Annotated in this window: 31 protein-coding genes, 1 pseudogene and 2 riboswitches; of the genes and pseudogenes, 29 read left to right on the top strand and 3 right to left on the bottom strand. The window is 48.0% G+C overall.

Annotated features, from left to right (window positions below; translation table 11 throughout):
- Window positions 1–113 precede the first annotated feature (113 nt).
- From DWY95_RS17170 to DWY95_RS03800, 29 genes are all read left to right on the top strand, one after another.
- On the top strand, window positions 114–260 hold the full coding sequence (locus DWY95_RS17170) for a hypothetical protein (RefSeq protein ID WP_006873413.1): 147 nt from the start codon (window positions 114–116) through the stop codon (window positions 258–260).
- Window positions 261–320: 60 nt separating this feature from the next.
- A complete protein-coding gene (locus DWY95_RS03940; protein ID WP_118552417.1) occupies window positions 321–542 on the top strand; it encodes a DUF6133 family protein in 222 nt (73 codons plus the stop codon).
- Window positions 543–633: 91 nt separating this feature from the next.
- Window positions 634–981: a hypothetical protein gene (locus DWY95_RS03935; RefSeq protein WP_118523207.1), complete on the top strand. Its 348-nt coding sequence runs from the start codon at window positions 634–636 to the stop codon at window positions 979–981.
- Window positions 982–1,022: 41 nt separating this feature from the next.
- Window positions 1,023–1,445, top strand: coding sequence for a zinc-finger-containing protein (locus tag DWY95_RS03930; protein ID WP_118523322.1), 423 nt, complete (start codon window positions 1,023–1,025; stop codon window positions 1,443–1,445).
- Window positions 1,446–1,461: 16 nt separating this feature from the next.
- Window positions 1,462–2,043, top strand: coding sequence for a sigma-70 family RNA polymerase sigma factor (locus tag DWY95_RS03925; protein WP_118502042.1), 582 nt, complete (start codon window positions 1,462–1,464; stop codon window positions 2,041–2,043).
- Window positions 2,044–2,103: 60 nt separating this feature from the next.
- The gene (locus DWY95_RS03920) at window positions 2,104–2,799 is read left to right on the top strand and encodes a hypothetical protein (RefSeq protein WP_117497652.1); all 696 of its coding nucleotides are present in this window, start codon (window positions 2,104–2,106) and stop codon (window positions 2,797–2,799) included.
- A 2-nt stretch (window positions 2,800–2,801) separates the two neighbouring features.
- Window positions 2,802–3,287, top strand: a complete 486-nt coding sequence (locus DWY95_RS03915; protein WP_347561965.1) for a hypothetical protein — start codon at window positions 2,802–2,804, stop codon at window positions 3,285–3,287.
- 145 nt (window positions 3,288–3,432) lie between these two features.
- Window positions 3,433–4,041 (top strand): hypothetical protein, encoded by a 609-nt coding sequence (locus DWY95_RS03910; protein WP_118523209.1) that lies wholly within the window; start codon window positions 3,433–3,435, stop codon window positions 4,039–4,041.
- Between the two features lie 293 nt (window positions 4,042–4,334).
- Window positions 4,335–4,736 carry a single-stranded DNA-binding protein gene (locus DWY95_RS03905; protein ID WP_050624186.1) on the top strand — a complete coding sequence of 134 codons (402 nt, stop codon included), beginning with the start codon at window positions 4,335–4,337 and terminating at the stop codon, window positions 4,734–4,736.
- Window positions 4,737–4,852: 116 nt separating this feature from the next.
- Window positions 4,853–5,668, top strand: coding sequence for a hypothetical protein (locus DWY95_RS03900; protein ID WP_118552413.1), 816 nt, complete (start codon window positions 4,853–4,855; stop codon window positions 5,666–5,668).
- Between the two features lie 45 nt (window positions 5,669–5,713).
- Complete coding sequence (locus DWY95_RS03895; RefSeq protein WP_118552411.1) at window positions 5,714–6,787, top strand: DUF932 domain-containing protein; 1,074 nt, start codon at window positions 5,714–5,716, stop codon at window positions 6,785–6,787.
- Between the two features lie 37 nt (window positions 6,788–6,824).
- Window positions 6,825–7,658, top strand: coding sequence for a hypothetical protein (locus DWY95_RS03890; protein ID WP_050624184.1), 834 nt, complete (start codon window positions 6,825–6,827; stop codon window positions 7,656–7,658).
- Window positions 7,659–7,757: 99 nt separating this feature from the next.
- The gene (locus DWY95_RS03885; RefSeq protein ID WP_118523211.1) at window positions 7,758–8,297 is read left to right on the top strand and encodes a sigma-70 family RNA polymerase sigma factor; all 540 of its coding nucleotides are present in this window, start codon (window positions 7,758–7,760) and stop codon (window positions 8,295–8,297) included.
- Between the two features lie 63 nt (window positions 8,298–8,360).
- Entirely contained in the window at window positions 8,361–8,606 is a 246-nt protein-coding gene (locus tag DWY95_RS03880) for a hypothetical protein (RefSeq protein WP_117497642.1), read from the top strand.
- Window positions 8,607–8,710: 104 nt separating this feature from the next.
- Window positions 8,711–9,394 carry a YkgJ family cysteine cluster protein gene (locus DWY95_RS03875; RefSeq protein WP_243022920.1) on the top strand — a complete coding sequence of 228 codons (684 nt, stop codon included), beginning with the start codon at window positions 8,711–8,713 and terminating at the stop codon, window positions 9,392–9,394.
- 35 nt (window positions 9,395–9,429) lie between these two features.
- Window positions 9,430–9,858, top strand: coding sequence for a DUF6809 family protein (locus tag DWY95_RS03870; protein WP_118523213.1), 429 nt, complete (start codon window positions 9,430–9,432; stop codon window positions 9,856–9,858).
- Window positions 9,851–10,336 carry a hypothetical protein gene (locus DWY95_RS03865; protein WP_118523214.1) on the top strand — a complete coding sequence of 162 codons (486 nt, stop codon included), beginning with the start codon at window positions 9,851–9,853 and terminating at the stop codon, window positions 10,334–10,336. Before DWY95_RS03870 ends, DWY95_RS03865 begins: the two co-directional genes overlap by 8 nt.
- Before the next feature lie 175 nt (window positions 10,337–10,511).
- On the top strand, window positions 10,512–11,051 hold the full coding sequence (locus DWY95_RS03860; protein WP_118552409.1) for a decarboxylase: 540 nt from the start codon (window positions 10,512–10,514) through the stop codon (window positions 11,049–11,051).
- Complete coding sequence (locus tag DWY95_RS03855; RefSeq protein ID WP_118523216.1) at window positions 11,048–11,593, top strand: adenylosuccinate lyase; 546 nt, start codon at window positions 11,048–11,050, stop codon at window positions 11,591–11,593. The genes DWY95_RS03860 and DWY95_RS03855 overlap by 4 nt, the downstream gene beginning before the upstream one ends.
- Window positions 11,590–12,684, top strand: coding sequence for a DUF4313 domain-containing protein (locus DWY95_RS03850; protein ID WP_118552408.1), 1,095 nt, complete (start codon window positions 11,590–11,592; stop codon window positions 12,682–12,684). Before DWY95_RS03855 ends, DWY95_RS03850 begins: the two co-directional genes overlap by 4 nt.
- Complete coding sequence (locus tag DWY95_RS03845; RefSeq protein WP_118523218.1) at window positions 12,681–13,004, top strand: hypothetical protein; 324 nt, start codon at window positions 12,681–12,683, stop codon at window positions 13,002–13,004. Before DWY95_RS03850 ends, DWY95_RS03845 begins: the two co-directional genes overlap by 4 nt.
- A 126-nt stretch (window positions 13,005–13,130) precedes the next feature.
- On the top strand, window positions 13,131–13,838 hold the full coding sequence (locus DWY95_RS03840) for a DUF4313 domain-containing protein (RefSeq protein WP_003501990.1): 708 nt from the start codon (window positions 13,131–13,133) through the stop codon (window positions 13,836–13,838).
- A 26-nt stretch (window positions 13,839–13,864) separates the two neighbouring features.
- Window positions 13,865–14,521 (top strand): hypothetical protein, encoded by a 657-nt coding sequence (locus DWY95_RS03830; protein WP_003501988.1) that lies wholly within the window; start codon window positions 13,865–13,867, stop codon window positions 14,519–14,521.
- Between the two features lie 386 nt (window positions 14,522–14,907).
- A riboswitch (TPP riboswitch) is annotated at window positions 14,908–15,007 on the top strand.
- Between the two features lie 60 nt (window positions 15,008–15,067).
- A riboswitch (TPP riboswitch) is annotated at window positions 15,068–15,165 on the top strand.
- Between the two features lie 66 nt (window positions 15,166–15,231).
- Window positions 15,232–15,906 (top strand): TenA family protein, encoded by a 675-nt coding sequence (locus tag DWY95_RS03825; protein WP_003501986.1) that lies wholly within the window; start codon window positions 15,232–15,234, stop codon window positions 15,904–15,906.
- Window positions 15,903–16,706, top strand: coding sequence for a bifunctional hydroxymethylpyrimidine kinase/phosphomethylpyrimidine kinase (gene thiD, locus DWY95_RS03820; RefSeq protein ID WP_003501984.1), 804 nt, complete (start codon window positions 15,903–15,905; stop codon window positions 16,704–16,706). The genes DWY95_RS03825 and thiD overlap by 4 nt, the downstream gene beginning before the upstream one ends.
- Before the next feature lie 11 nt (window positions 16,707–16,717).
- Window positions 16,718–17,359 (top strand): thiamine phosphate synthase, encoded by a 642-nt coding sequence (gene thiE, locus DWY95_RS03815; RefSeq protein ID WP_003501982.1) that lies wholly within the window; start codon window positions 16,718–16,720, stop codon window positions 17,357–17,359.
- Complete coding sequence (locus DWY95_RS03810) at window positions 17,349–18,005, top strand: HAD family phosphatase (protein ID WP_003501979.1); 657 nt, start codon at window positions 17,349–17,351, stop codon at window positions 18,003–18,005. The genes thiE and DWY95_RS03810 overlap by 11 nt, the downstream gene beginning before the upstream one ends.
- 2 nt (window positions 18,006–18,007) lie before the next feature.
- Window positions 18,008–18,493, top strand: a complete 486-nt coding sequence (locus DWY95_RS03805; protein WP_003501977.1) for an NUDIX domain-containing protein — start codon at window positions 18,008–18,010, stop codon at window positions 18,491–18,493.
- A 209-nt stretch (window positions 18,494–18,702) separates the two neighbouring features.
- Window positions 18,703–19,128, top strand: coding sequence for a response regulator transcription factor (locus DWY95_RS03800; RefSeq protein ID WP_003501975.1), 426 nt, complete (start codon window positions 18,703–18,705; stop codon window positions 19,126–19,128).
- Between the two features lie 53 nt (window positions 19,129–19,181).
- On the opposite strand, the gene DWY95_RS03795 is transcribed toward DWY95_RS03800, so the two are convergent.
- The 3 genes and pseudogenes from DWY95_RS03795 to DWY95_RS03780 all read right to left on the bottom strand — a co-directional run.
- Entirely contained in the window at window positions 19,182–19,364 is a 183-nt protein-coding gene (locus tag DWY95_RS03795; protein ID WP_003501974.1) for a helix-turn-helix domain-containing protein, read from the bottom strand.
- Entirely contained in the window at window positions 19,361–19,915 is a 555-nt protein-coding gene (locus DWY95_RS03790) for a sigma-70 family RNA polymerase sigma factor (protein ID WP_118523219.1), read from the bottom strand. Before DWY95_RS03790 ends, DWY95_RS03795 begins: the two co-directional genes overlap by 4 nt.
- A gap of 804 nt (window positions 19,916–20,719) precedes the next feature.
- A pseudogene (locus DWY95_RS03780) lies at window positions 20,720–20,899 on the bottom strand (helix-turn-helix transcriptional regulator); the annotation flags it as partial.
- Window positions 20,900–21,105: the final 206 nt, after the last annotated feature.

Genomic DNA, 21,105 nt, shown 5'->3' with positions numbered 1-21,105 from the left:
TGAGCATTTGTACCCAAGCGATTTTCCATAGCGGTAGGCACATCATTTCTTTTCATCTGAACCGAGCCGAACTGTTTCATCAGCCCGGCTTCATTTTTTACAGGAGAATGCCTATGCCCAAAAAGAAATTTTATCCGCCGAATGATACCGGCACCAAAAAACGCCGCTTTCGTTGCTTGCTGTTCCAACGGCCTAAAGCATATCCGAACCGGCCCCGTTCCAACAAGAACAATCTGATCAAGCCTATCCGCCGCGCTTAACAGACGGTGGACTTGATATACCATCCACTCAATCATCAAACATATAACAGGAGGTTACCCATGAGAAAATTCACGACCCGTATCTATACCAAAGCCAACTATCTGCTCAACTGCGGCCGTATGGCATTGTCCAATCAGCGCGGCGATTTTTACATTTCGGACGCCGTCAAGATCATTATCGCCGTAGTTTTGGGTGCGCTGCTCCTGTCGGCTCTGACCCTCATCTTCAACGATACGGTCATCCCCCGCATCACTGAGGAGATTGAAAGTCTGTTCTCCTAAGCACCAAATCAGGGGCCAGTTTGCAGAACTTCTGCAGCTGGCCCCCTTTTTATTTTTAGAAATGCAAATGTACTGTAACGGAGGTGAAAGCATGAATCAAAAACCGTGTCAGTTCTATTCCTTTCTGCAGGCAGTCCGGGGTAACTGGCGTAACGCCCTGTTCATCCGCTGCAGCGGTTCACTTTGTCCAATGATCCGGCAGGCATCCTGTGAGGGGTTCCTGATGGCAACAGACGCAGGCTGTCAGCCGATCTTTCTGTCCGTCCAGACAGTGCGGAAGCTGAGTGGAGAAGCAGTAGACCCCGAAGAATGCTCTGCAATTCTGGAGTGCCGCTCGTTCCGGACTGCTTATACCAAGTTTCTGGAATGGCATACCTCTTCGGACCATGTATGTCCATTTTTACAGCTATGCCCAGACCGGGATAACTACTTCGGATGATTCTGCCTGTTAAGACGCAATGCCGCCGTCATCGGCGCGTAATGGAGGTGATTTTATTGAAACAAAAGCAAATCAAATGTCCGTACTGTCATGCGCACGCTTCTCTTCGACCTGCAAGCCTTGTGTATGGATCTACCCCGCAAACCAGAGGGAAGTACCTGTATGTCTGCGACAGATGGCCGGCCTGCAATGCCTATGTCAGTGCTCATGAGCGCACACTGCTCCCAATGGGGACACTGGCGAATGGCGATCTGCGCCACAAACGCATTTTGGCCCATCGTGCCCTAAAAAAACTGCAGCAGGACTGCCATATGGAAAAATGGGAGGTCTATATCTGGCTGCAAGCCAAGCTGGGGCTGGATGCGCGCCAGACTCACATCGGCCAGTTTTCCGAATATATGTGTGAGCAAGTCATTTCCCTCTGTCAGCAGGCTCCGGCGTACACATCCGGGCGTGCTGCCTGAACGGAGGTGAAGCCTGATGAAGCAAAACTTTAAGCTTACCAAAGACCAGCAGACTCTGGTAGAAAAAAACTTGTCCATCGTTCACTGGGTCATTGTCAACAACATCCATGTAAATCCCGGCATCTGTGGTTTGGAGTATGGAGATCTGTTTCAGGAAGGGTGCCTGTGGCTCTGCAAGGCCGCCTTTACCTACCATGCCGGACAGGCACAGTTTTCAACCTACGCCAAAAAGGTTGTGAAAAATGGACTCCTCTCCTACTGCCGCAAAATATGTAGTCAGGGACGGCACATCAGTCGGCTAATCATCGGAGAACAGGGCGAACTGGCTGCAGATGGAGAACAGATAGACCAGCCCGACGACCATTTTGACTCCCACCTTTCTCGTCTGGAGACCCTTGATCTGCTGGAAGCCAGCAAACAGAACTATCAGGGCGTTGCCAGACTCGGCATCGAAGCGCTAGCACTGAAGGTTCAGGGAATGCGCATTACAGACATCGCCGCCCTCTATCAAGTCCCTCCTTCCCATGTGGGTGCCTGGATTTCCCGCTCACTGGAAAAACTTCGCAACGACCCTGACTTTTTGACCTGCCTGCTTTGATTTGTTGAAAATCAGCATCAATAACAGTAAGGGATATGTATAAAAAGGAGGTATCGAAATATGGCAATCAAAACCCTATACACTGCGGTCGGCCGGTTTGAACGAAGGACAAACGGCTGCAACCGCAGTTGTCCAATCATCCTGTTAGGCGGTCAGGAATACATGGTCGATATGCAGGAAATGGTGATTTGGAGCATGCTCAACTGGAGAATCCTGCGCTGGGATGACATCGCACAAGAATACGAAAAGCTAGCCACCGCATCCGGTTACTGTACCGAGCGTTCTTGGGAAGACTGTACAAACCGACTGCTTACCCGCGGTCTTCTGGTATCCGGCAGCGGTGAAACAGAATACGATGCTCTGTATGACCTGCTTGGTTCGCTCAGCATTATCCCAACCAGCGGACCGTTCTTCCTCCGGCTCGCCTCTTTTGTCAAGCTGACGCTGCTGGCACATGTTCCGGTATCCGCTGCGCGGAAACTGTTCCAGAAAGATAAACGCACCAAATACGAAGCTCTGGTCATGCGCCTTGCCGGACAAGCCCTGCTCTCCACTGCAGAGATCATCAAGTGCATAGATAAAAATATTTCCCGCCTCCCCAATGAATGTGCGCTTTTGGATTCCCTCTACGGAGATGAAACGACCACCAGTGACAACATTGCAAGCATGGTCAAAATCAGCCAGAGCAGCAAGCCGGTAACATTAGCCGTTGCCAATCTTTATCTGCGGCAGCAGATTATCTTTGAGAGGGTATGAGCATGATGAAACAATGGACTCTTTTTCCCACTGTATTGCAGCGAAAGTTTCTGCTCACTCTGCTGGCCGGAATCGCCAGTGCGGGAATCAGCGTCATCATCTGCGTGGCGACTAAAGATCATATCCTGCTGGCATTGGGGATTGTCGTACTCTGCACCTGTCTTATATCCTGTAGAGGAATCTGGGCGACTGCAGCACATAAGAACTACGAGGTAGTGGAAGGCATCTGCGCCGGTATCAGTACACCTATGCTCCGCCGCTACCGCAAAGTACATCTGATAGACAGCCATGGCATAGAGATCACACTGCTTCTCAGTAAATCGGCCCTGCTTAAAATAGGCGAGCCCTACCGATTTTACTTTCAGAAAGGGTCACGGCCTGTCGTTGGAAATGACTATCTGGACGCAGCACTTTCAACGAACAGCTTTTTGGGCTATGAAGCAATCAGCGAGCCGGAGGAGCATCCCGATCCGTCCTCTGAATCCTAAAAATGCGAGGTGGTTTTGAGCCACCTCGCTTTCTTAAAGGGCATTTTGCAAATCACAATGACCAACGCCTGATTTCCTTATATTTTGCAGAATACATTCCTTCTGTCCCTATTTATTGGGTAGATCAAGGAAAGGAGGGTTTCCTATGTATAAACCCCATACCATTGAACAATATAAAGTCTATCGCTTTCTGGAGGAAAACTTTGCGCTGGAGCATTTCCTGCTCGCCCCTTTGTCACGCTTCGGACTGATACTGGAGGACAAAACCGGTGAGAAAATCGCGTTTGCCTTTCTCAATAACTGTGTGCAGGAAATACCCGTACCGGCTCCAGCTGCTCCGGAAACAGTAACCGCTTTTCTAAAACAATTCCGCAGCCTTACGCCCCGCCCAGTCATCCATGACTTTGAAGCGCTGACCCGCTGGTGGCTGAACAATCCCAACCCGCTTACCTACCAGCAGGCACTTGGTATGTCCGATATTCTTTACCGCCATTTTCTGTCCCATCCTTTGATCAGTGAAGATGAGACCCTTCGGCTGGCACGCAAAGGACTCGTTACCGAATCGGAATATAATGACCTGCAGCTATGGTATTTCAACGGCCATACAATGTCCTGCTGGTTTGGTCCTCTGGGAGTAGATGGTACCGGCAGCCTGTACGGTCTGATCTTTGACTATCAAACGGCATCCCCAACAAAGACTCAGTTCTACCTATTGGATGACTACTACCGTGTTATGAACCATCTTACAGAGTAAAACCTTTTCAACTACTACATATCGTACTTGTCACTGGCTACAAATCTATATATAGCGTTTTACATCTTGACAGGCACAAGATGCAGTGCTATACTGTATCTGTAATTGATTTTTGTGCGTATCCCATTTGGGAATACAGGTCTTTTTGATCTGTACCGTAGGCCAAAAGCCTGCATTGCACACGCTGTTAAGTTTGTATGCAAGTGTCAGTGATTTTTTGCGCCCTTTTAGGGCCGAAAAACTACTGGCACTTTTTTATATAGATAATAATGCCAATGGCAGAAAGGAGTGTTATGGCACAGATTTTTGTGTTCGGGCGCGTCATGAACGACCTTGTACCCAAAGAAAGCCAGTCCAAACAAAGCTATGTATGCTTTGATCTGATGGAACGCACCAAAAACTGGACGCAGTTCTATCAGGTATGGGCCTGGGATGCAGATGTCACCCGGCTCATGCAATTCAAGGTCAAAAAAGGCAGTATGATCTGGCTTGCCGGCTCACAGCGGCTGGTAGATGTTCGCATGAAGGACGGTAAATTGGAAAAGAAGCTGAAGGTCAGTCTAAATGACTTTGGTTTCCTCCCCAAACAGCCCGCCGCAGCGAACAGACAGGAGAATGACCCGGACATTACTGCGGAACCCGCACCGCCTCTCACAGAGGTATTGGACGGCGACCGTGAATCCCTGCCGGAGTAGTTTACTTCGGCGCCCAAGAGGGACCGTATCAAGTTTTTCAGAATGAAACTGAAAGCTTGGTGCGGTCCCTCTTTTTTTGTTCTCCAACAAATTCAGAAAAAAGGATGGTATCAAACATGAATAATGACAGAGGACTTTTGAGCGGTAGCATCACGATCCTGATTGGTGCAGTCATCGCAATTATGGCTCTGGTACGCGGGCCCTGGCAGGTTTGGCTGCTTCTGGGCGTTTTCACTCTCTGGGGACTGTGGGTAGTTTTGATCCTGCTGCTCCCCTATATGCAGCAGGCTAAACGGCGTCGCCAGCGTCAGCAGCGCACCAGACAGCTCCATGCAGAAGGCATCCAGACAAGAAGTTTTGAGATCCCTGATCTGGGTAGCACCAGCTCCGATGAACTGCTGGTTCGCCACACCAACCATCGTATTCTGGCATATCTGCGCTCCGCTTATCCGCAAGCCACCTTCGAGTGGTGTGAAAAGCAGCCGGAGCAGCTAATCCGCAATGGCGGTACCGGCCGCATCCGTGTGTTTGGCATTGACGAGTTTGATCACGCTGATGTGACACTGGATCAGAACGCCAATATCAAATGCGATATGGTCAAGATCGTTCCGCTATCCAAGGTCGGCGGAGAAACAAACGAGGATGATGCAACACCTCCAAACAGGCAGCCTGTTGATCCCCGTATCTGGTATGAAACGCAGGGACGCTCTGTACTGGAAGCACTGATCTCCGACCTTAATTCCCGTGGACACAGCAAACTGACGCTTCGTGAAGACGGTGATATCTGCATTGAGCAGGGCGAAGATGCTGTTTCTCAGGAGCATCTGAACAACTTTCCCCAGAAGGTCTACTGGCCCCGTCTGGCAGAGGTACTGGAAAGCAATGGTCTGGCGGCTGAAGTCACTGCCCAGGGTATTCAGGTATCCTGGTAATGCTTCTGCTGACAAGGAACACAGAGAAAGGAGTGAACTTGACGAATGAAATCAGGACTTACCATCGTGGAAATGGCACAGCAGATTGAACGCCAATCCAAACTCAAGCAAGACTATTTGCTTGATACCAGGCGACTTCAAGTAGAACCTTTTGGTTCTCAACTTTATCTCCACACCTTTGATGACCACGATGACCCACTGGTGGAGCCATTGGAGATCAACCAGATTGCCCATCGGCAGATCGGCACACATCTGAAGATTCCGGCTGCTTACTATGACCGTATGCTTTCCGATTATCCGGAACTGCTGGCAGAGAATGTGAATTCCTGGTTCCAGCGGGAACCGACCCAGCGTATGGTCCGCACCCTGGATGGCACTGTACGGGCGTTTTTGAGCAACCGCTATCGCCGCATTGACAATCTGGACATTGCAGAAATCGTCCTTCCTGTCATTCAGCAAATGGAGGACGCCTATTTTGAAAGCTGCCAGATCACGGACAGCCGTATGTACATCAAGGTAGTCAACAAGCGGCTTGAAGCCGAAGTTGTACCCGGTGACATCGTACAGTCCGGCGTTATCATCAGCAATAGTGAAGTTGGACTGGGTTCCGTCAACATCCAGCCTTTGGTCTATCGGCTGGTATGCAGTAACGGCATGGTCGTCAACGATGCCCAGACTCGCCGCACTCACATCGGCCGGGTCAATGAGGCAGATGAAAACTTCCAACTGTTCTCACAGGAGACGTTAGCCGCTGATGACCACGCATTTGCCATGAAGATCAAAGATACCGTGATGGCCGCCGTGGATGAAACGCGGTTTACACGGGTAGTTGGCATGATGCGTGAAGCCACAACCGTTCAGATGAATACCACTGATATTCCCGGCGTTGTCCGTCTGGCAAGCAAGGATTTCAATATCACCGAGGAAGAAAGCACCGGCGTTCTGCAGCGTCTGATTGAAGGCAAGGATCTGACCCTCTATGGGCTATCCAATGCCGTAACACGCTTTAGTCAGGATGTGGACAGCTATGACCGCGCCACTGCCCTGGAGGGGATTGGATACAATATCCTGTCCATGCCCCGGCAGCAGTGGAACCGTATCAATCAGATGGTCGCCTGACCATCTGCAACCATCACATTTTTAAGGAGGAACCACTATGTATAATCAGAACAGCGATTTGATGAAACAGGAAAAATTCATGCTCCCCACTATGATCGAAGGCGATTTCAGCGCCGAGGAACTGGCTGAGGACGCCGATGGTCTGCAGATGAGCTTTCAGCGTGTCAAGATTCCCGCCGGCGGCACACTCCAATTTGAGATGCCGTCCGATGATCCGGACAATCCCGACTATGAAAAGACTCTGGTAGGCGTCATTCTGCATAACCACGCCACCTGCGCCTACTGGCCGGCTGGCAGCGAATATGACGACGATACCACGCCGCTTTGTTCTTCTGTGGATGGCAAGGTTGGCATCGGCACTCCCGGAGGCGCCTGTGCTGCCTGCGTGATGAACCGCTTTGGTTCTGCACCTGATGGCAGCAAGGGAAAAGCCTGTAAAAATATGCGTGTGCTCTACCTGCTTCGCAGTGGTGAGTACATGCCTCTGCAGGTAAATCTGCCTCCTACCAGCATCAAGCCCTTCAAGGAATTTCTGAACCGGGCCTTCATGCTCCGCCGCCGCGCCACTTACGGCAGTATCGTGCAGATTGGTCTCAAGCGTGAGAACAACGGCACCAATGACTACAGTGTTGCTACCTTCAAACTGCTGCAGGATTTCCAGGGCGAGGAGCTGGCTCAAATCCGGGCTTACGCCAATAGCTTTAAGGAGCAAATCAAACTCCTGCTCCAGCAGCGTGCCGAGATCACTGAGGAGCAGCGCGACACCGGCTGCGATTATGTAATCGAGCCTGGCGCCATGACCAACGAGCCGGCAGACGGTCACTATACTGTCAGCCAGATCAATGGTGACTGCGAGCAGCTGCCCGCATAAGTATCTTGATGTGACCTGCACCACATGACACATGAACAAAGGGATACCTTCGGTTTAACACACCGGAGGTATCCCTCTTTTTTTAAGGAGGAAAACACAATGTTATGTGAAGTACCATTAACCAAAGAACAACAGGCATTTGCCACTGATCATCACGGACTGGTCTACAAGTTCCTGAATGAAAACCATCTGCCGGAAGATGAATTTTATGATGTAATCATTTTTGGCTATCTCCGAGCAGTGTACCGCTATTTCAACGAGCCAAAGCTTCAGAAATATTCCTTCGCCACAATTGGCTGGAAATCAATGCAGGGAGCTTTATCTAATTACAATCGATACCAAAGTCGCCGCAAGCGCAATATGGAGGTTCTCAGTATTCACGTCGGATTATATCCCGATGGTGCGCCTTTAGAAGATACCATTCCTGCCCATGACCCAATCATGCAGCAGTTGGAAATGGATCTTCTGCTCCACGAGCTGGCCGGCAGAGTCTCCAAGCAGCAAATGGATATTGTTCATCTGAAACAGGGCGGCTATGGTCTCCGTGAGATTGCCCGCACCCAGAAGGTTCCCATGCGGCGCATTAAAGAGTTGCTGGCTGAAGTCCACGATGTGCTGCTGGATATTTGCTATGGATGAACCCATTACAGATAAGAAATACCCTTACATCCACATTTTCAAAAAGATTGGAGGTCAAACCGAATGAAGAAAGAAAAGAAACAGATCGTTTTGAATGGCTCTCTGCTGCGTCCGCTGTCTGTTGGGCGTGGTGCGCTTCTGCACGCCGGAGGAAACATCTACCATACTTCGCGTGTGGTGACGATTCTGGAGGAGTCGGAGGATTGCGTCCGTTTTGAAACGCAGAACTCCCACTACCATCTGTCCATGTCCCCTTTTCCGCTGGCGGCTGTCAGTCCGCTCCCTGTGAGATTGGCCGCATGTGCGTGAAGGGACTGTAAATGGTTTGGAACAGCCGGCTCCCGCTGACTATTCCACAAGTTCTGGCCGTGGCGGATACCATTCCGTCACGGCTCTTTTTATGGAGGAACAAAATGAATGAAGAAATCATGAATGAGATCCAACCAGTCCGCCCCAAAGACCAGTTTCCCTTTTCCTGCCGTCAATGCGGGGCATGCTGCCGCAATATTGAAGGCTGTGTAATGGTGGAAAGTCTGGATGCCTACCGTCTGGCTCGCTATCTCCGAACAAAAGGTGAGCTCATCGAAGGAATAGAGGATTTCCTGTTCCGCTACTGCGATCCGGAACCTCTGACCGAAGAAGGCTTCCCTATCTATATGCTCAAGACAAAAGCCCCAAACGGCTCCTGTATCTTCCTTATGGATGGGCGCTGTTCCGTCTACCCTGCCCGTACCCGTACCTGCCGTATCTATCCTCTTACCGTAGGTCCAGGGGAGCGTGGCCGTGATTTTGAATACTGCCTGTGTCTGGACCGGCACCGGAGCCACTTTACCGGCAGCCGGGTATCCGTCAAGGACTGGTTGTATCAGAATTTTAAGAGGGAAGACAAAGAATATGTAAAGCGGGAATATGAGATTGCCACCGAACTGGGCAAACTGATGCGCGCCATTGACCCTGCCATGCGGCAAGGCATTGTATTCAAGGTACTCTACTACCGCTATTACAATTTTGATTTAGACCAGCCTTTTCAGCCTCAGTATGAGCAGAATAACCGACACCTGTTAGCAGACCTGCACCGGATTGCCGGGGAACAGTAAAAGGCAAATGGCTTTTAGAAAGGGGGCCTTATTTTATGAATTTACACGAAACAGCAATGGGGCAAAGATTTTTTAATGTTCAGCTCCCCGCACTGATTAACACACTCAAAGACATTGCGGCGGCGCTTTCCCGCCCTGCACCATCTGCTATATCCTTTCCGGCAGACCCACGCTTTCTCACTTCGCTCTATTACGGCGAATATGAAGCAGATGTGTTCAAGCCCGATAAACGCCTCACACCTTTTAACCAGACAGTACAACAGAAAGAAAAAGCTCTGCTTCCGCTGCTCTCCAGCGAGGCGTCCATCGCTTTTGAACAGTATCAGACTGCGGTACAATGCCGCAATTCTGCTGTATTGGAGCAGGCATACGCCTCTGGTTACCGTACCGCTGTGCAGATGTTTGCGGCAGGCTTAGGCCCACAGCCGCCAATACCGGAACATGAGGAGGATAGCAATGGATGAGAACAGACTGCCCGAACTGCCCCAGGAATCTTTTCGGCCAATGATCGCACAATCAGTCCAACTGGAACAGTTTTTGGGGGAAGAACTGATTTTTTGCTTTCGGGATCTTGATGGCGTCCATACCTTTACTACCTGCCATGGCGATATCTACAAAACAGTCAATGCACTGCGGGACTATGTCCGGCTTTTGGAATCGGTGTGCGATCAGTGGGAGCTGACTGGATTCCATCGTGCTACCTATGAGTACCATGCCGAAAAGCTTCGTAAAATTGCGGATAAGCTGCAAGCTGGTATCGGCTACGACTATGACAAAGCCGTGGAAAGATGCAAAAAGAAACGAGCCAAAAAGTCCCACAGCAGCGATGTCGGGGAAGATGCCCTTCTGCTGACAGTACAGGCTGCCAACAAGTCCGCTGACAATAAAAAGGAGGCTGCGCCTTATGAGGAAGATACCCCTTGGGAACCTGAACTCGAATAACCCTATAAAAACATCTGTTAAAAAGTATCATGCAAGCGTTGCCCGGCAATCTTCCAGAGAACGGAACCGATTGCTGGCCTGCAAGAGCTTTGCGTTTATCCACGCCAATGTGCATAAGCACTGCCGCCACTTCCGGCGCGGATAGCCGCCCGGAAGCTACCCACGGAGGATGCCTATGGAACGAGATGAACTACGCACCACTTTAGTGAACCATCTGGAAACCCTGCGGCGCAATCTGCAGGTCGTATCCATGGAGGTGCTGAAAACCAAGTACAAAAAACCATTTGATGCCCTGCGGCAAGACATCTGTAAAGCCGCTACCGCCTATACCCGCTTTCTGGTATTTGACGGTATGCGGATCAAACACAAATACTTTGATGAGGCTGTACCCTATATCGATACAGCTGTGAAGCAAACCAAGCGGCTCAAACAGATTTCAGATGCTACCTTTCAGCGTCAGGATATTGACGAGATCGAATCACTCGCCCTTGCCCTGCGCAAAGAGATAGAAGCTGCTCTGCAGCCCTTCTATATGGGACATATGTGCCTTTATGTGACGCCGGAATGCTTTGACGACCCGCCCAAGACGCCGGAAGTCTACAATGATGCAACCGCCTGTGTCTGGCGGGATGGTACATGGCAGCTTCTGGAGGATACCAGCAAAGGGTTCCTGCTCTTTGTTCAATCCAAATTCAAGGAGGAAGCTGCCGCATGAAAAAGACATCTCAGCAATATCTAAACAGCGAAGCACACGGTTATCTCATGGAGGCCAAAGCCTGCAAGCTTTTGCTCAAAGACTTGGAGCGCATCCGCGCCAAGCTCAGGCGGCACATCGAAAAGGAAGCCGCAGACCGCGAGGCAGAATTTGAAGCAGCTATGCAATACCATAGCGAAAGTGACATCCAGGAAGCCTACGGCTGGGAATTCATCAGCGAACGGCAGTATGAGCGCTATCTGGAATTGTTCCGTCAGGGCCGCAAGGCACTTGATGAACACAGCCCCACTGTTACAGAGCTGGCTCTCTCCATTCTGAACCGCATCTTTCAGGATATTGATAGAGACTGCCGCCAATGCGAGTTTGAAGCCCTGTCGCCGGAAGAACAGCTTGCCGAGTTGAAGCGTGCTGAAGAATCCAGGCAGGCATGGAAACAGTATATCGCCAGTCTGAAAGAAATGGTCGGCTCTATGACTGGAAAGACCAATGACCACACTGAGTCAAAAAATGTAGCAACTATACACAAGGAGGATGCAAAATGAAAATTCATGAAGATCGTTCTCATATGAATATTGATACCAGATGGTTTGAAAAAGGCTATGCCAAAGAAGACGTCCACTCCCTGCGCCTGCAGTCCCTATGCACCGAAGCAGAGGCAGCAGCCAACAAACAGTTTTATGACAGCCACACCCGCGAAGAATGGGAGCAGTATATCCGTCAGGCAAGTTTTGAGAGCAGCGCAGCAATGAAACCCGTCATGGAAGCCATCGCACAGGACTTTGTCTGCTACCAGTATGACGAAAATATCCCTGTGTCCTATGGCAGCGACCGATGGGATCTGTACTTCTGGTGTAATCCCTTTAACGGCGCCGCAGACGCATCCGAACGGGATTTCTCGTATTTCACGCTGACCTTTAACGAGCGTCAGACGCTGGAGAAACGAAGAAAAGTCTGTCAACAGGTGCTGGAGCTCCTATGCTCACGCTTTCAGGAGCATCCCCATCTCCATGTAGCCGTACAGTGTTCCATATGGTTTGACCATCCGAAGATCCACGATGCGGTGGAGCGCGCAAAGCCCCGTCTGCATGGCCTGCGCTGTATTCAGGACCAAAAAGAAGGAAAGCTGCTCCTGCAGGACGGTACCCTGCTCTTCAGGCCAAAATACGCAAAGAAATATACCCGCACGCTGAGCCAGAGCCAGATTTTGTCCCTTAGTTGGGAACTGGGCGTAGAGGACGGAGAGCCTGATACCGATGCTGCACCTGTTACCTTGCCTTACAAGAAATTTGGTGCCACGCACCCCATCCAGCTGCAGGTGACTTCCTACCTGAATGGAAACCTTGCCATACAAATGGTGACATGGGAAAGCGGTGACCCGGAACCCTGGGCGACTCTCACCGTCAACCTGCCCGGCCAACGGCAAAAAGACCATGCCTTTATCGACACCAATGCCGATTCGGAATTTCCCACCTGGCTCGTCCGACATGGTCTGGCTATCCCAACCGGTCGCACCATGCAGAGTGGGTTCTGCACCTATCCTGAATATCGTTTTCGTGCCAACCGGCTACAGGAGCTGGACCCGGAAGGGTATGCAGGCTACCTGAAAAACTTTGAAAGGCGGTGCAGTGCATGAAATATAAGGCAGTTTATGATGTACTGAATGAAAGGCGGCAGGCTACCCCCGGTTTCTGTTACCATGACCGCAGCGGCTGGCGTGCTTACCCCCAGACCTACATGACCATGCAGTACCCTTTATGGATTATTGCTGAAGATGCTGCCACGGGCAGGCGTCTGTGGATCACCCAGGAGGGCACCCGATTTAGCATTTCCATTCGAAGGATGGATGAACAGAGGCGTAACTATGGCCCTACCTATCGCATTACTTGTGAAAACAGGACAAAGCTGGCTCAGGTTCTGCGCTATCAGTTCGAGTCAAAGACTTTGGCTGTGTAGCTGACGATGACCAGAGAGGAACTGCATTCCTCTCCCTGCTCCGGTTTCCTTGTCCAGAACACACTAAGAAGCACCGGCAATCTGCATTTTTGCAGGCGTCCGGTGCTTCTTTGGAGGAAAACGCTTATGAATACTCTCGCATTTACGCTGGGCGAACACCGAGCCCAGCTTACTTTGAAAATCAGTACATATCCCAACGGCAATCTCGCCATCAAGCTTTATGAAAAGGATCATGGCATCCTGATTTTGTGGGAAACCCTTACCACCAACTTAACCGGAATCCGGCCCGACCACTGCGCTTTCATCAATATAAAAGCCGCAGACGGACTTTTTCCGGCCTGGCTGTCAGACAATCACCTTGCGGAACCCACTGGACAAATTCTTGAATCGGATGGCTGTCTTTACCCTGAATACCTGTTTTATGGCAAAGAACTGGATGCCCTGGATCATGAGGGGCACACCCTCTACATCCGGCATCAGAAAGGCGAACTGGGGTGCCACTTTGAGCGGCTGTATATTGCCCTGCGCAGACTGGCGCGGGAAATCAACGGGTTCAGCTACACCGATTACAGCGGCTGGCGGTGTCTGGATGGGAGTTCCTCCACCCTGCCCCTCTGGATTGAGGCATCTGATCCTTCTCATGGCCGCAAATTCATCTTCACACAGAAAGGTCCCGCACTCCAGACTATCATCCGCTATGCCGATGGTACGGAGAAGCAGTGCATCTATCGGCGCAAAGAGGACATGGCAGGCGATCTGATGACCATGTTCCAGGATGAGCTGCGTGTTTACCCTCCCTGGTCTGAAGACCGAAGGAAACGGTACGAATATTAAACACGATAAAATAGGAGGACATCATCATGAAGATCCGTATCTATCCCAAATCCCTGTTGGAAACCATGTGGCAGCAGGACAAACTGCTGTTTACCCCAGAGGCGGAGCAACCACCCCTGTGTCTTCGGTGTGGTCAGCCGCTGGATTGCAGGCTGGTCATCAACGCCCTGAGCCGCTATGCAGATGTCCATATCTGCGAGGCGTGCGGTATGGATGAAGCCCTGCGTGATGCCAACCGTTGCCCACTCCCTCTAACAGAATGGGCAGCTGTCAAAAACGGTTTGAGCCAGCAGCAGACCGACTTTGAAAATCCGTTGCTGACTACTTCCTGCACCTTTGAAGATCTGTTTCAGCAGGGCTCCCGTCCTGCCAGCGAGATAGCCTATTCCCGTTCTGATTATGACGGATGGAAATGGTGGACCACCTGGCATCAGTGCCAAAAGGATACGCCTGTTCTGGAAGTTGCCCGTGAAATTGATGCTTTCCAGAATGCGCTGTTCCAACTGCCGGAGTTTCTGAATTTGGATACCCTGACACGGTTCTGCCGAGGGTACGCCCAGCCCACCAGCGAGCCCACCGAATTCAATTTGTATTCGGAAACTGCCCACTTTTATATCTGGCTGCGGTTAGTCACCCGGCATCGAGATTATAATGCCTATGTGCATTACTATCTGAAAGGTTAAAAATTTACAACGCACCGGATACAGTATGCCTATCGGCTCTGTATTCGGTGCGTTTTTCTCTCTTTATATACCGCACCATAATCATATCCAAAATATTTATGAAAAATTAGATGCCACAAATTCTATTGAGGGATAAAACAAAGCTATTATTTTAGGATACATTAGCCCCTTACTGTAACCCAGTGATAAAAAACGTCGGCGAAAAGGTGTCAAATCCTCCACATCTGTCTCTCCTTTTTTGTCCGTTTTCCCGCATTTAGAACCTCGTTTTGAGGGGAACAGGATAACTTTATCTAGCCGACCATGCGGAAAAACCTTTGATTTCCGTGGACTTTTACCGTCCTAAATGCGTAGACTTGACTTTTGGGGACTTTCTAACTATAATGATATTCAAGCAGGGGGACTACCTTGTAGTTGAGAAGGTTAAAACCTGACCCTTTGAACCTGTTGGCTAATACCAACGCAGGGAGCTAAAGAATACAGATTCGTATTTTTTGGACATTCTCTGTTTTGGGAATGTCCTTTTTTAATTGAATAAGATATGATATGTGTTTGCGAGGGAACTGAACAAGTTGAAAAAGGTAAGACCTGACCTCTGGACCTGTCGGCTAATACCGGCGTAGGGAAGCAATTTCTTACGCTCGTATTGCGTCTGAAAGAGCTTCTAATTGTTTTAGAGGCTCTATTTTTTTATCTTAGGAGGATCAAACATGGCATTTATGAAAGACATCTTAACCCACAACATTCCCATTTGGGAAGAATGTGCAGCTACCCCATTTGTGCAGGAAGTGCAAACTGGAAAGCTACCTCTTGAAAAATTCAAAAGATATATGATTCAGGATAGTATCTATCTGAAAAACTATGCCCGTATATACGGCAAGGCAATTTTTCATGCTGATACATTAAGAGAAATTCAGCTTTACTATTCCATGCTGAATTTTGTAAATGATACGGAATCAGAAGTGCGCCTGGATTATCTAAAGCAATTTTGCATGACGGATAATGATATTGAACTGATCGCTCCTCTGCCTGAAAATCAAAATTACATTGATTTCATGTTTGAGATTGCGTCACATGGAAAGAATGAAGAAATTTTAATGGCGGTTCTTCCCTGTATGCTAAGTTACAGCTATATATTCCGAAAATTGGCGGCTGTTCCTACAAGCAGACAGTCAAGATATTGGGACTTTATCAAAGATTATGCGGATGAACAATATGCAGAAAGCTGCAAAGAATGGTCTGCTTTTGCAGAGCATAAATGTGCCGGGTTATCAGTAGCAAATAAAAAGTATCTGGCTGATATTTTTGAAAAAGCAAGTTTGTTAGAGCTTGCTTTTTGGAAGATGGCCTATCGGAACGAGAGAATGGAGGAAAATGCAAAATGAAAAAAGTATTGTCCATTGCCGGATCAGATTGCAGCGGAGGTGCAGGTATTCAGGCTGATTTGAAAACTTTTTCTGCTCACGGCGTATTTGGAATGAGTGTTATTGTTTCTGTTGTTGCAGAGAACACCAGCCGCGTTATCGACATCCAAGATATTACCCCGGATATGATTGCAAAACAGATTGATGCCGTGTTTGAAGATATTGAAGTGAACGCAGTAAAGATTGGTATGCTTTCTACGCCAGAATGTATGAAAGCAGTGGCAATGAAACTATTACAATATAAGCCACAAAATATTGTAATCGACCCGGTTATGTATGCCAAAAATGGCTGCCCATTGATGAATCCTGCGGCGGTTTCCACCTTGATAGACACTGTAATTCCACTGGCCGATGTGCTTACTCCAAATATTCCAGAGGCAGAGAAAATAGCGGATATGCAGATTTCCACAGTTTCAGATATGGAGGCTGCCGCAAGAAAAATATATGCCATGGGTTGTAAGGCGATTGTTGTCAAGGGCGGACATCATATAGGAAATGCCGTTGATGTCCTATTTGATGGAGAAAATTTCCACCACTTTGAAACAGCCCGCATTGATACGAAAAATACTCATGGGACAGGCTGTACCTTTTCTTCTGCAATCGCTTCCCAGCTTGCAAAGGGAAAAAGTATTCCGCTTGCTGTCGAAGCGGCAAAGGCTTATGTCACAACGGCAATCGAACACTCCCTTGCGATTGGAAAAGGCTGTGGCCCGACGCACCATTTCTACGAATTGTATCAGCATGGTTTATCTAAAGAATAGGCAGGTGCAAAATGAACTTTGATTATACACTTTATCTTGTTACTGATCGTCAACTAATGAGCTGCGATAGCCTGACAGAAGCGGTGGAACAGGCAATTTTAGGAGGCTGCACAATGATACAACTCCGAGAAAAAGAATTGCCTTCATTGGAATTTTATAATCAGGCGGTTGCCGTGAAACAGGTTACGGAGAGATACCATATTCCCCTTATCATAAACGACCGGATAGATATTGCAATGGCTGTGCAGGCTGCGGGAGTACATATTGGACAACATGATTTACCTGCGGCTACCGTCCGCAAAGTAATTGGGGAAAATATGCTGTTGGGGGTATCTGCTTCTTCCATTGCAGAAGCAATACAAGCACAGCAGGATGGTGCGGATTATTTGGGAGTTGGCGCAATGTTCCCTACTGGAACTAAAACCGACGCTGAATCTGTATCAATGGAGGAATTACAGAAAATCCGCACAGCCGTTTCTTTGCCGATAGTTGTTATTGGCGGTATCAATAAAGGAAATGCAGGGCGTTTCAAGCCCATGGGAATTGACGGACTGGCTGTTGTATCTGCCATCATAGCGCAGTCCGATATAAAAGCTGCTGCTGCGGAACTGAAAGATTTATTTTGCGGAAAGGAAAAGAAACATGGATTTTAATGCGGCAATCTTTGATTTAGATGGAACAATTCTGGATTCAATGGATGTATGGGAGCATATAGATATTCAGTTTTTGAAAAAGAGAAATCTTCCTGTCCCAGATAATTATGTAACTGAAATATGTGCAAGGAGTTTTGAGGAAGCCGCACAATATACCATTGATCTTTTTGGATTGCAGGAAACGGTAGAGGGAATTATTGAGGAATGGAATAATATGGCGGTCGAGGAATACAGGAACCATGTCGGTCTGCTGCCCTATGCCCTTGATTATCTTCTGCGCTTAAAAGAACATGGAATAAAACTTGCAGTTGCTACGGGGTTGCCGGAAAATCTCTATATTCCATGCTTAAAGAACAATTCTATTTTAGAATTATTTGACGCTCTATGTTCAACAGATGAGGTTCAGCGGGGAAAAGAATATTCGGATGTCTTTGAATTGGCCGCAAGAAAATTAGGGGTTGCACCTGAACACTGTATTGTGTTTGATGATGTGCTTCCAGCAATTAAAAGCGCAAAGGCAGCCCGTATGTTAGCAGGTGGGATTTATGATAAGTATTCCGCAGATCAGCGTACAGAAATAGAAAGGATTGCGGATATTTACTTACTTGATTTCCGGCAAGCACCGATCCCACACAAAGAGGTATGAAAATGGAAAAATGGGATTTATATAATGCAAAACGGGAAAAGTCTGGAATAGCAGTGTGCCGTGGAGAAATCATACCCAAAGGGCTGTATCATTTATCTGTGAGTGTATGGATTGTCAACCAGCAGGGGCAGTATCTTTTATCACAGCGGCATCCGAAAAAGCAATACCCTCTTTATTGGGAATGTACGGGTGGTTCTGTACTTTCCGGGGAAACCAGTTTGCAAGGAGCAATCCGAGAGGTAAAAGAAGAATTAGGAATACTGCTTACTCCCGGAAGTGAAAAATTGATTTATCAGACCAGACGGGAAAATGTGCAGGATTTTTACGATGTTTGGCTATTTCATAAGGATATAAAGATTGAAGAAATGCGTTTACAGGAAACAGAAGTTGTGGATGTTCAATGGGTAAATCCAGATAAGTTATTTAAGATGTTTCGCCTGAAACAACTGCACCCTCTGATTACCTATGTGGAACAACTAATAGGCTGAAAAATGCCAGATGTTAAGGTACCAAAGTCTCTGTTGTCTAACACGCTTTTATTGCACAAGAAATCAAATAGGATCCATGTTATTTAGTTCCATATGAAATCAAACAAATTGTGGAAATCACTTATATAAATTATCCTTGCATTTTATATTCTATATTTCCATGAAGTTTGGTTGTCTCAAAGTGTGTAAGGAGAAAGGATGTGAGCAAAATGGGTAAACTTCTGATTCTGTCCATTCCTGATCATGAAGAACATATAATCAACAAAATTATGGAGCTTATTGCGGATGAGCCAGAGTTTATCCACCTTGCACCATCTCCACCGCAGTCTGCACTTTCCTTCCCTGGTCTTGAAATTCGGCTAAAGGAACAAACCGTATATTGCAACGGTACCCTCATCGCTTTGACTTACCATGAATTTGCAGTCCTTACATATCTGGCTCGTCATCCTGGCTGGGTATTCTCAGCCAGCCAGATTTATGAGGCCGTATGGGATAAAGACGGTGAACACTGCGGTACTGCAGTTGCCAGCGTCATCGGTCAGATCCGTCGCAAGCTGACGCCAGACACGCCGAAGGGCGGTTATATCCGCACCGTACTGGGCAGTGGGTATAAATTTAACAGTTCTCCTTTTTAAGTCAGTAAGAAAGGCTCCGAGGCCGTAATGATCTCGGAGCCTTTCTCATTGACTTAAATCCTAAACAGGCTGATTGCCTTCAGTAAAATAATGCTCAATTCCTGGTATAAATCTTCATCAAGTACGCCATCAATAATGGCATACTTGAGTAGCAATGGCCGGTACATCTGTAAGATTGCCGTAATGGCATCCTCGTTGCCAGCCTTGGCGCTGAGAAGCAGACATTCAAAATTCATTTTTTGTCACCTCCTTCAATGCACTTTCTGATTTTCTGAATCGTCCTGTAGTAAAGTGCCGCTGCCCCTTTATAGGACAGCCCAAACTTTAGTCCCAGCGTCTCAAAATCTTCTTCCTCCAGCGTTCGAGCCAGAAATATCTGGCGTTCCCGTTCATTGAGTTTCTGCAACGCCTCCAGAAGCACTCCATTCTCAATGACATCCATAAGCGGCAATCTGTCCAAGACCACTTCCTCTGAGCTGGGTTCGGATTCATAGACCGCTTCTACAGCACTCTCTATACTGTTGCGCTTATAGAGCTGGATCAAATAATCTTTTCTGCGGCGTTTGACCGCCGAAACTAAATATGCTGTAAACCTGAATTGCAGGTCATCTTCTGCCTGCCCATTGTTCCGTTGCCACATGGCTTTACCTCCAAAAGTCTCAAGAATTCCGATGGATTTCCTGAGCTTCTGGTGGTGACCTGCACCGGACCAAATCTGGCTGAGATAAAGAAAAACAGCCAGCTTTGTACCAATGGACAAAACCAGCTGTTCCTTGAATTTCTGCATCGAGCAGTTCAATAGATGCCGTCCGGGCAGGTGGAGGTTTATCTTTATGTAGAGAAAACTCTCTTGTCCTACCTCGACGATATACCCCTATTGAGAGCCGTTCATGAAAAGCCGTGTGTCCTGGAGTTATGAAAGCAATGAACTGCTCGATGTTGTGGAATCCTTTCTCCATAACATCGTTACTCCCTGTCCGCAGTTATGCGGACGGCACACAGGCGGCCTGCATCATCCCCTTTCTTTCGCGATATGGCAGCGCAACGCTGCCGCCCTGCTGATAATTGTTAAATTGTGAAATAATACTTTTTTCAAATGCTATTCCAGCTATTCTATTAAATTAAAACAAAAGGCGGCCTCCATCCTTATTGTCAGGATAAAGACCGCCTTCTTCTTCCGATTTTCATTGGGTATCGTACTGATCTCATACCCCCACCTCCGCTTATCGAATTTTCATTGATTTTTGGGATCACTGCCATAATTACAGTGTAACTGACAGTTTTCGGAAACTTTTGGAGTAGCATTGGAATATCCTTCGAGGAAAGAGAAAATCATTCGACATTATATGACAAAACAAGCTCCAAAACGGTCACTGCATTTTTCCGCTTTGGAGCTATTCCTTTATTATTTCCATAAAGTTGCATCTTCTGTCGTTACCTGTGCCGTATCCGGATGGATATAAATGATTTGGAGTCCTTTCTTTTTGGCATAGTTAACAGTCTGCTGAGTTCCGGATCGCATATTGTTTACATTATCATAAACAGCCACCATAACTTTACCATTATATCAATATACATTTCGTTCCAGATTAAGCTGTATGATAACCGGCAAGCTGGGAATCGTGTCATCGTTTTCAAGGTTGGCAAGATAGCGCCAGTCGATATTGATCTGTTCCGCCAGCGTCTTACGCGATAACTGCTTGACTTTCCGCGCCTCTTTTACATCCGCGCCGAAAGTTTCAAAGCCGGGACAATCTTTGATATTTGCCATATAGCACCATCCATCTACATTGTATATTTCATATTTTCTCAATGGAATGTTGCTACATGCAGTAAGATTAAACTTTATAATTCATATCCCGAAACATAGACAGAGGAAATCATTGCCACACCCCTTGAAATATTGACAAGATACGCCTCTCGTGTTATGCTGTTATACACAACAGCATAACAGTTAAAACACACGGAGGATGCAGC

Source organism: Faecalibacterium sp. AF28-13AC (assembly GCF_003478405.1).
Lineage (GTDB): Bacteria > Bacillota > Clostridia > Oscillospirales > Ruminococcaceae > Faecalibacterium > Faecalibacterium prausnitzii_E.
The sequence above is the reverse complement of the archived record's forward strand: the minus strand, read 5'-3'. Positions and strand labels throughout refer to the sequence as shown.

What these genes read in the sequence shown, in the direction of transcription:
- DWY95_RS03830 (WP_003501988.1), top strand. Translation starts at nt 13,865, where the DNA reads ATGAAGATCCGTATCTATCCCAAATCCCTGTTGGAAACCATGTGGCAG.
- DWY95_RS03920 (WP_117497652.1), top strand. Translation starts at nt 2,104, where the DNA reads ATGGCAATCAAAACCCTATACACTGCGGTCGGCCGGTTTGAACGAAGG.
- DWY95_RS03905 (WP_050624186.1), top strand. Translation starts at nt 4,335, where the DNA reads ATGGCACAGATTTTTGTGTTCGGGCGCGTCATGAACGACCTTGTACCC.
- DWY95_RS03805 (WP_003501977.1), top strand. Translation starts at nt 18,008, where the DNA reads ATGGAAAAATGGGATTTATATAATGCAAAACGGGAAAAGTCTGGAATA.
- DWY95_RS03880 (WP_117497642.1), top strand. Translation starts at nt 8,361, where the DNA reads ATGAAGAAAGAAAAGAAACAGATCGTTTTGAATGGCTCTCTGCTGCGT.
- DWY95_RS03860 (WP_118552409.1), top strand. Translation starts at nt 10,512, where the DNA reads ATGGAACGAGATGAACTACGCACCACTTTAGTGAACCATCTGGAAACC.
- thiD (WP_003501984.1), top strand. Translation starts at nt 15,903, where the DNA reads ATGAAAAAAGTATTGTCCATTGCCGGATCAGATTGCAGCGGAGGTGCA.
- DWY95_RS03930 (WP_118523322.1), top strand. Translation starts at nt 1,023, where the DNA reads ATGGAGGTGATTTTATTGAAACAAAAGCAAATCAAATGTCCGTACTGT.
- DWY95_RS03810 (WP_003501979.1), top strand. Translation starts at nt 17,349, where the DNA reads ATGGATTTTAATGCGGCAATCTTTGATTTAGATGGAACAATTCTGGAT.
- DWY95_RS03915 (WP_347561965.1), top strand. Translation starts at nt 2,802, where the DNA reads ATGATGAAACAATGGACTCTTTTTCCCACTGTATTGCAGCGAAAGTTT.
- DWY95_RS03800 (WP_003501975.1), top strand. Translation starts at nt 18,703, where the DNA reads ATGGGTAAACTTCTGATTCTGTCCATTCCTGATCATGAAGAACATATA.
- DWY95_RS03910 (WP_118523209.1), top strand. Translation starts at nt 3,433, where the DNA reads ATGTATAAACCCCATACCATTGAACAATATAAAGTCTATCGCTTTCTG.
- DWY95_RS03940 (WP_118552417.1), top strand. Translation starts at nt 321, where the DNA reads ATGAGAAAATTCACGACCCGTATCTATACCAAAGCCAACTATCTGCTC.
- DWY95_RS03895 (WP_118552411.1), top strand. Translation starts at nt 5,714, where the DNA reads ATGAAATCAGGACTTACCATCGTGGAAATGGCACAGCAGATTGAACGC.
- DWY95_RS03885 (WP_118523211.1), top strand. Translation starts at nt 7,758, where the DNA reads ATGTTATGTGAAGTACCATTAACCAAAGAACAACAGGCATTTGCCACT.
- DWY95_RS03790 (WP_118523219.1), bottom strand. Translation starts at nt 19,915, where the DNA reads ATGCAGAAATTCAAGGAACAGCTGGTTTTGTCCATTGGTACAAAGCTG.
- DWY95_RS03795 (WP_003501974.1), bottom strand. Translation starts at nt 19,364, where the DNA reads ATGAATTTTGAATGTCTGCTTCTCAGCGCCAAGGCTGGCAACGAGGAT.
- DWY95_RS03825 (WP_003501986.1), top strand. Translation starts at nt 15,232, where the DNA reads ATGGCATTTATGAAAGACATCTTAACCCACAACATTCCCATTTGGGAA.
- DWY95_RS03935 (WP_118523207.1), top strand. Translation starts at nt 634, where the DNA reads ATGAATCAAAAACCGTGTCAGTTCTATTCCTTTCTGCAGGCAGTCCGG.
- DWY95_RS03890 (WP_050624184.1), top strand. Translation starts at nt 6,825, where the DNA reads ATGTATAATCAGAACAGCGATTTGATGAAACAGGAAAAATTCATGCTC.
- DWY95_RS03875 (WP_243022920.1), top strand. Translation starts at nt 8,711, where the DNA reads ATGAATGAAGAAATCATGAATGAGATCCAACCAGTCCGCCCCAAAGAC.
- DWY95_RS03850 (WP_118552408.1), top strand. Translation starts at nt 11,590, where the DNA reads ATGAAAATTCATGAAGATCGTTCTCATATGAATATTGATACCAGATGG.
- DWY95_RS03855 (WP_118523216.1), top strand. Translation starts at nt 11,048, where the DNA reads ATGAAAAAGACATCTCAGCAATATCTAAACAGCGAAGCACACGGTTAT.
- DWY95_RS03900 (WP_118552413.1), top strand. Translation starts at nt 4,853, where the DNA reads ATGAATAATGACAGAGGACTTTTGAGCGGTAGCATCACGATCCTGATT.
- DWY95_RS03845 (WP_118523218.1), top strand. Translation starts at nt 12,681, where the DNA reads ATGAAATATAAGGCAGTTTATGATGTACTGAATGAAAGGCGGCAGGCT.
- DWY95_RS03840 (WP_003501990.1), top strand. Translation starts at nt 13,131, where the DNA reads ATGAATACTCTCGCATTTACGCTGGGCGAACACCGAGCCCAGCTTACT.
- thiE (WP_003501982.1), top strand. Translation starts at nt 16,718, where the DNA reads ATGAACTTTGATTATACACTTTATCTTGTTACTGATCGTCAACTAATG.
- DWY95_RS17170 (WP_006873413.1), top strand. Translation starts at nt 114, where the DNA reads ATGCCCAAAAAGAAATTTTATCCGCCGAATGATACCGGCACCAAAAAA.
- DWY95_RS03870 (WP_118523213.1), top strand. Translation starts at nt 9,430, where the DNA reads ATGAATTTACACGAAACAGCAATGGGGCAAAGATTTTTTAATGTTCAG.
- DWY95_RS03925 (WP_118502042.1), top strand. Translation starts at nt 1,462, where the DNA reads ATGAAGCAAAACTTTAAGCTTACCAAAGACCAGCAGACTCTGGTAGAA.
- DWY95_RS03865 (WP_118523214.1), top strand. Translation starts at nt 9,851, where the DNA reads ATGGATGAGAACAGACTGCCCGAACTGCCCCAGGAATCTTTTCGGCCA.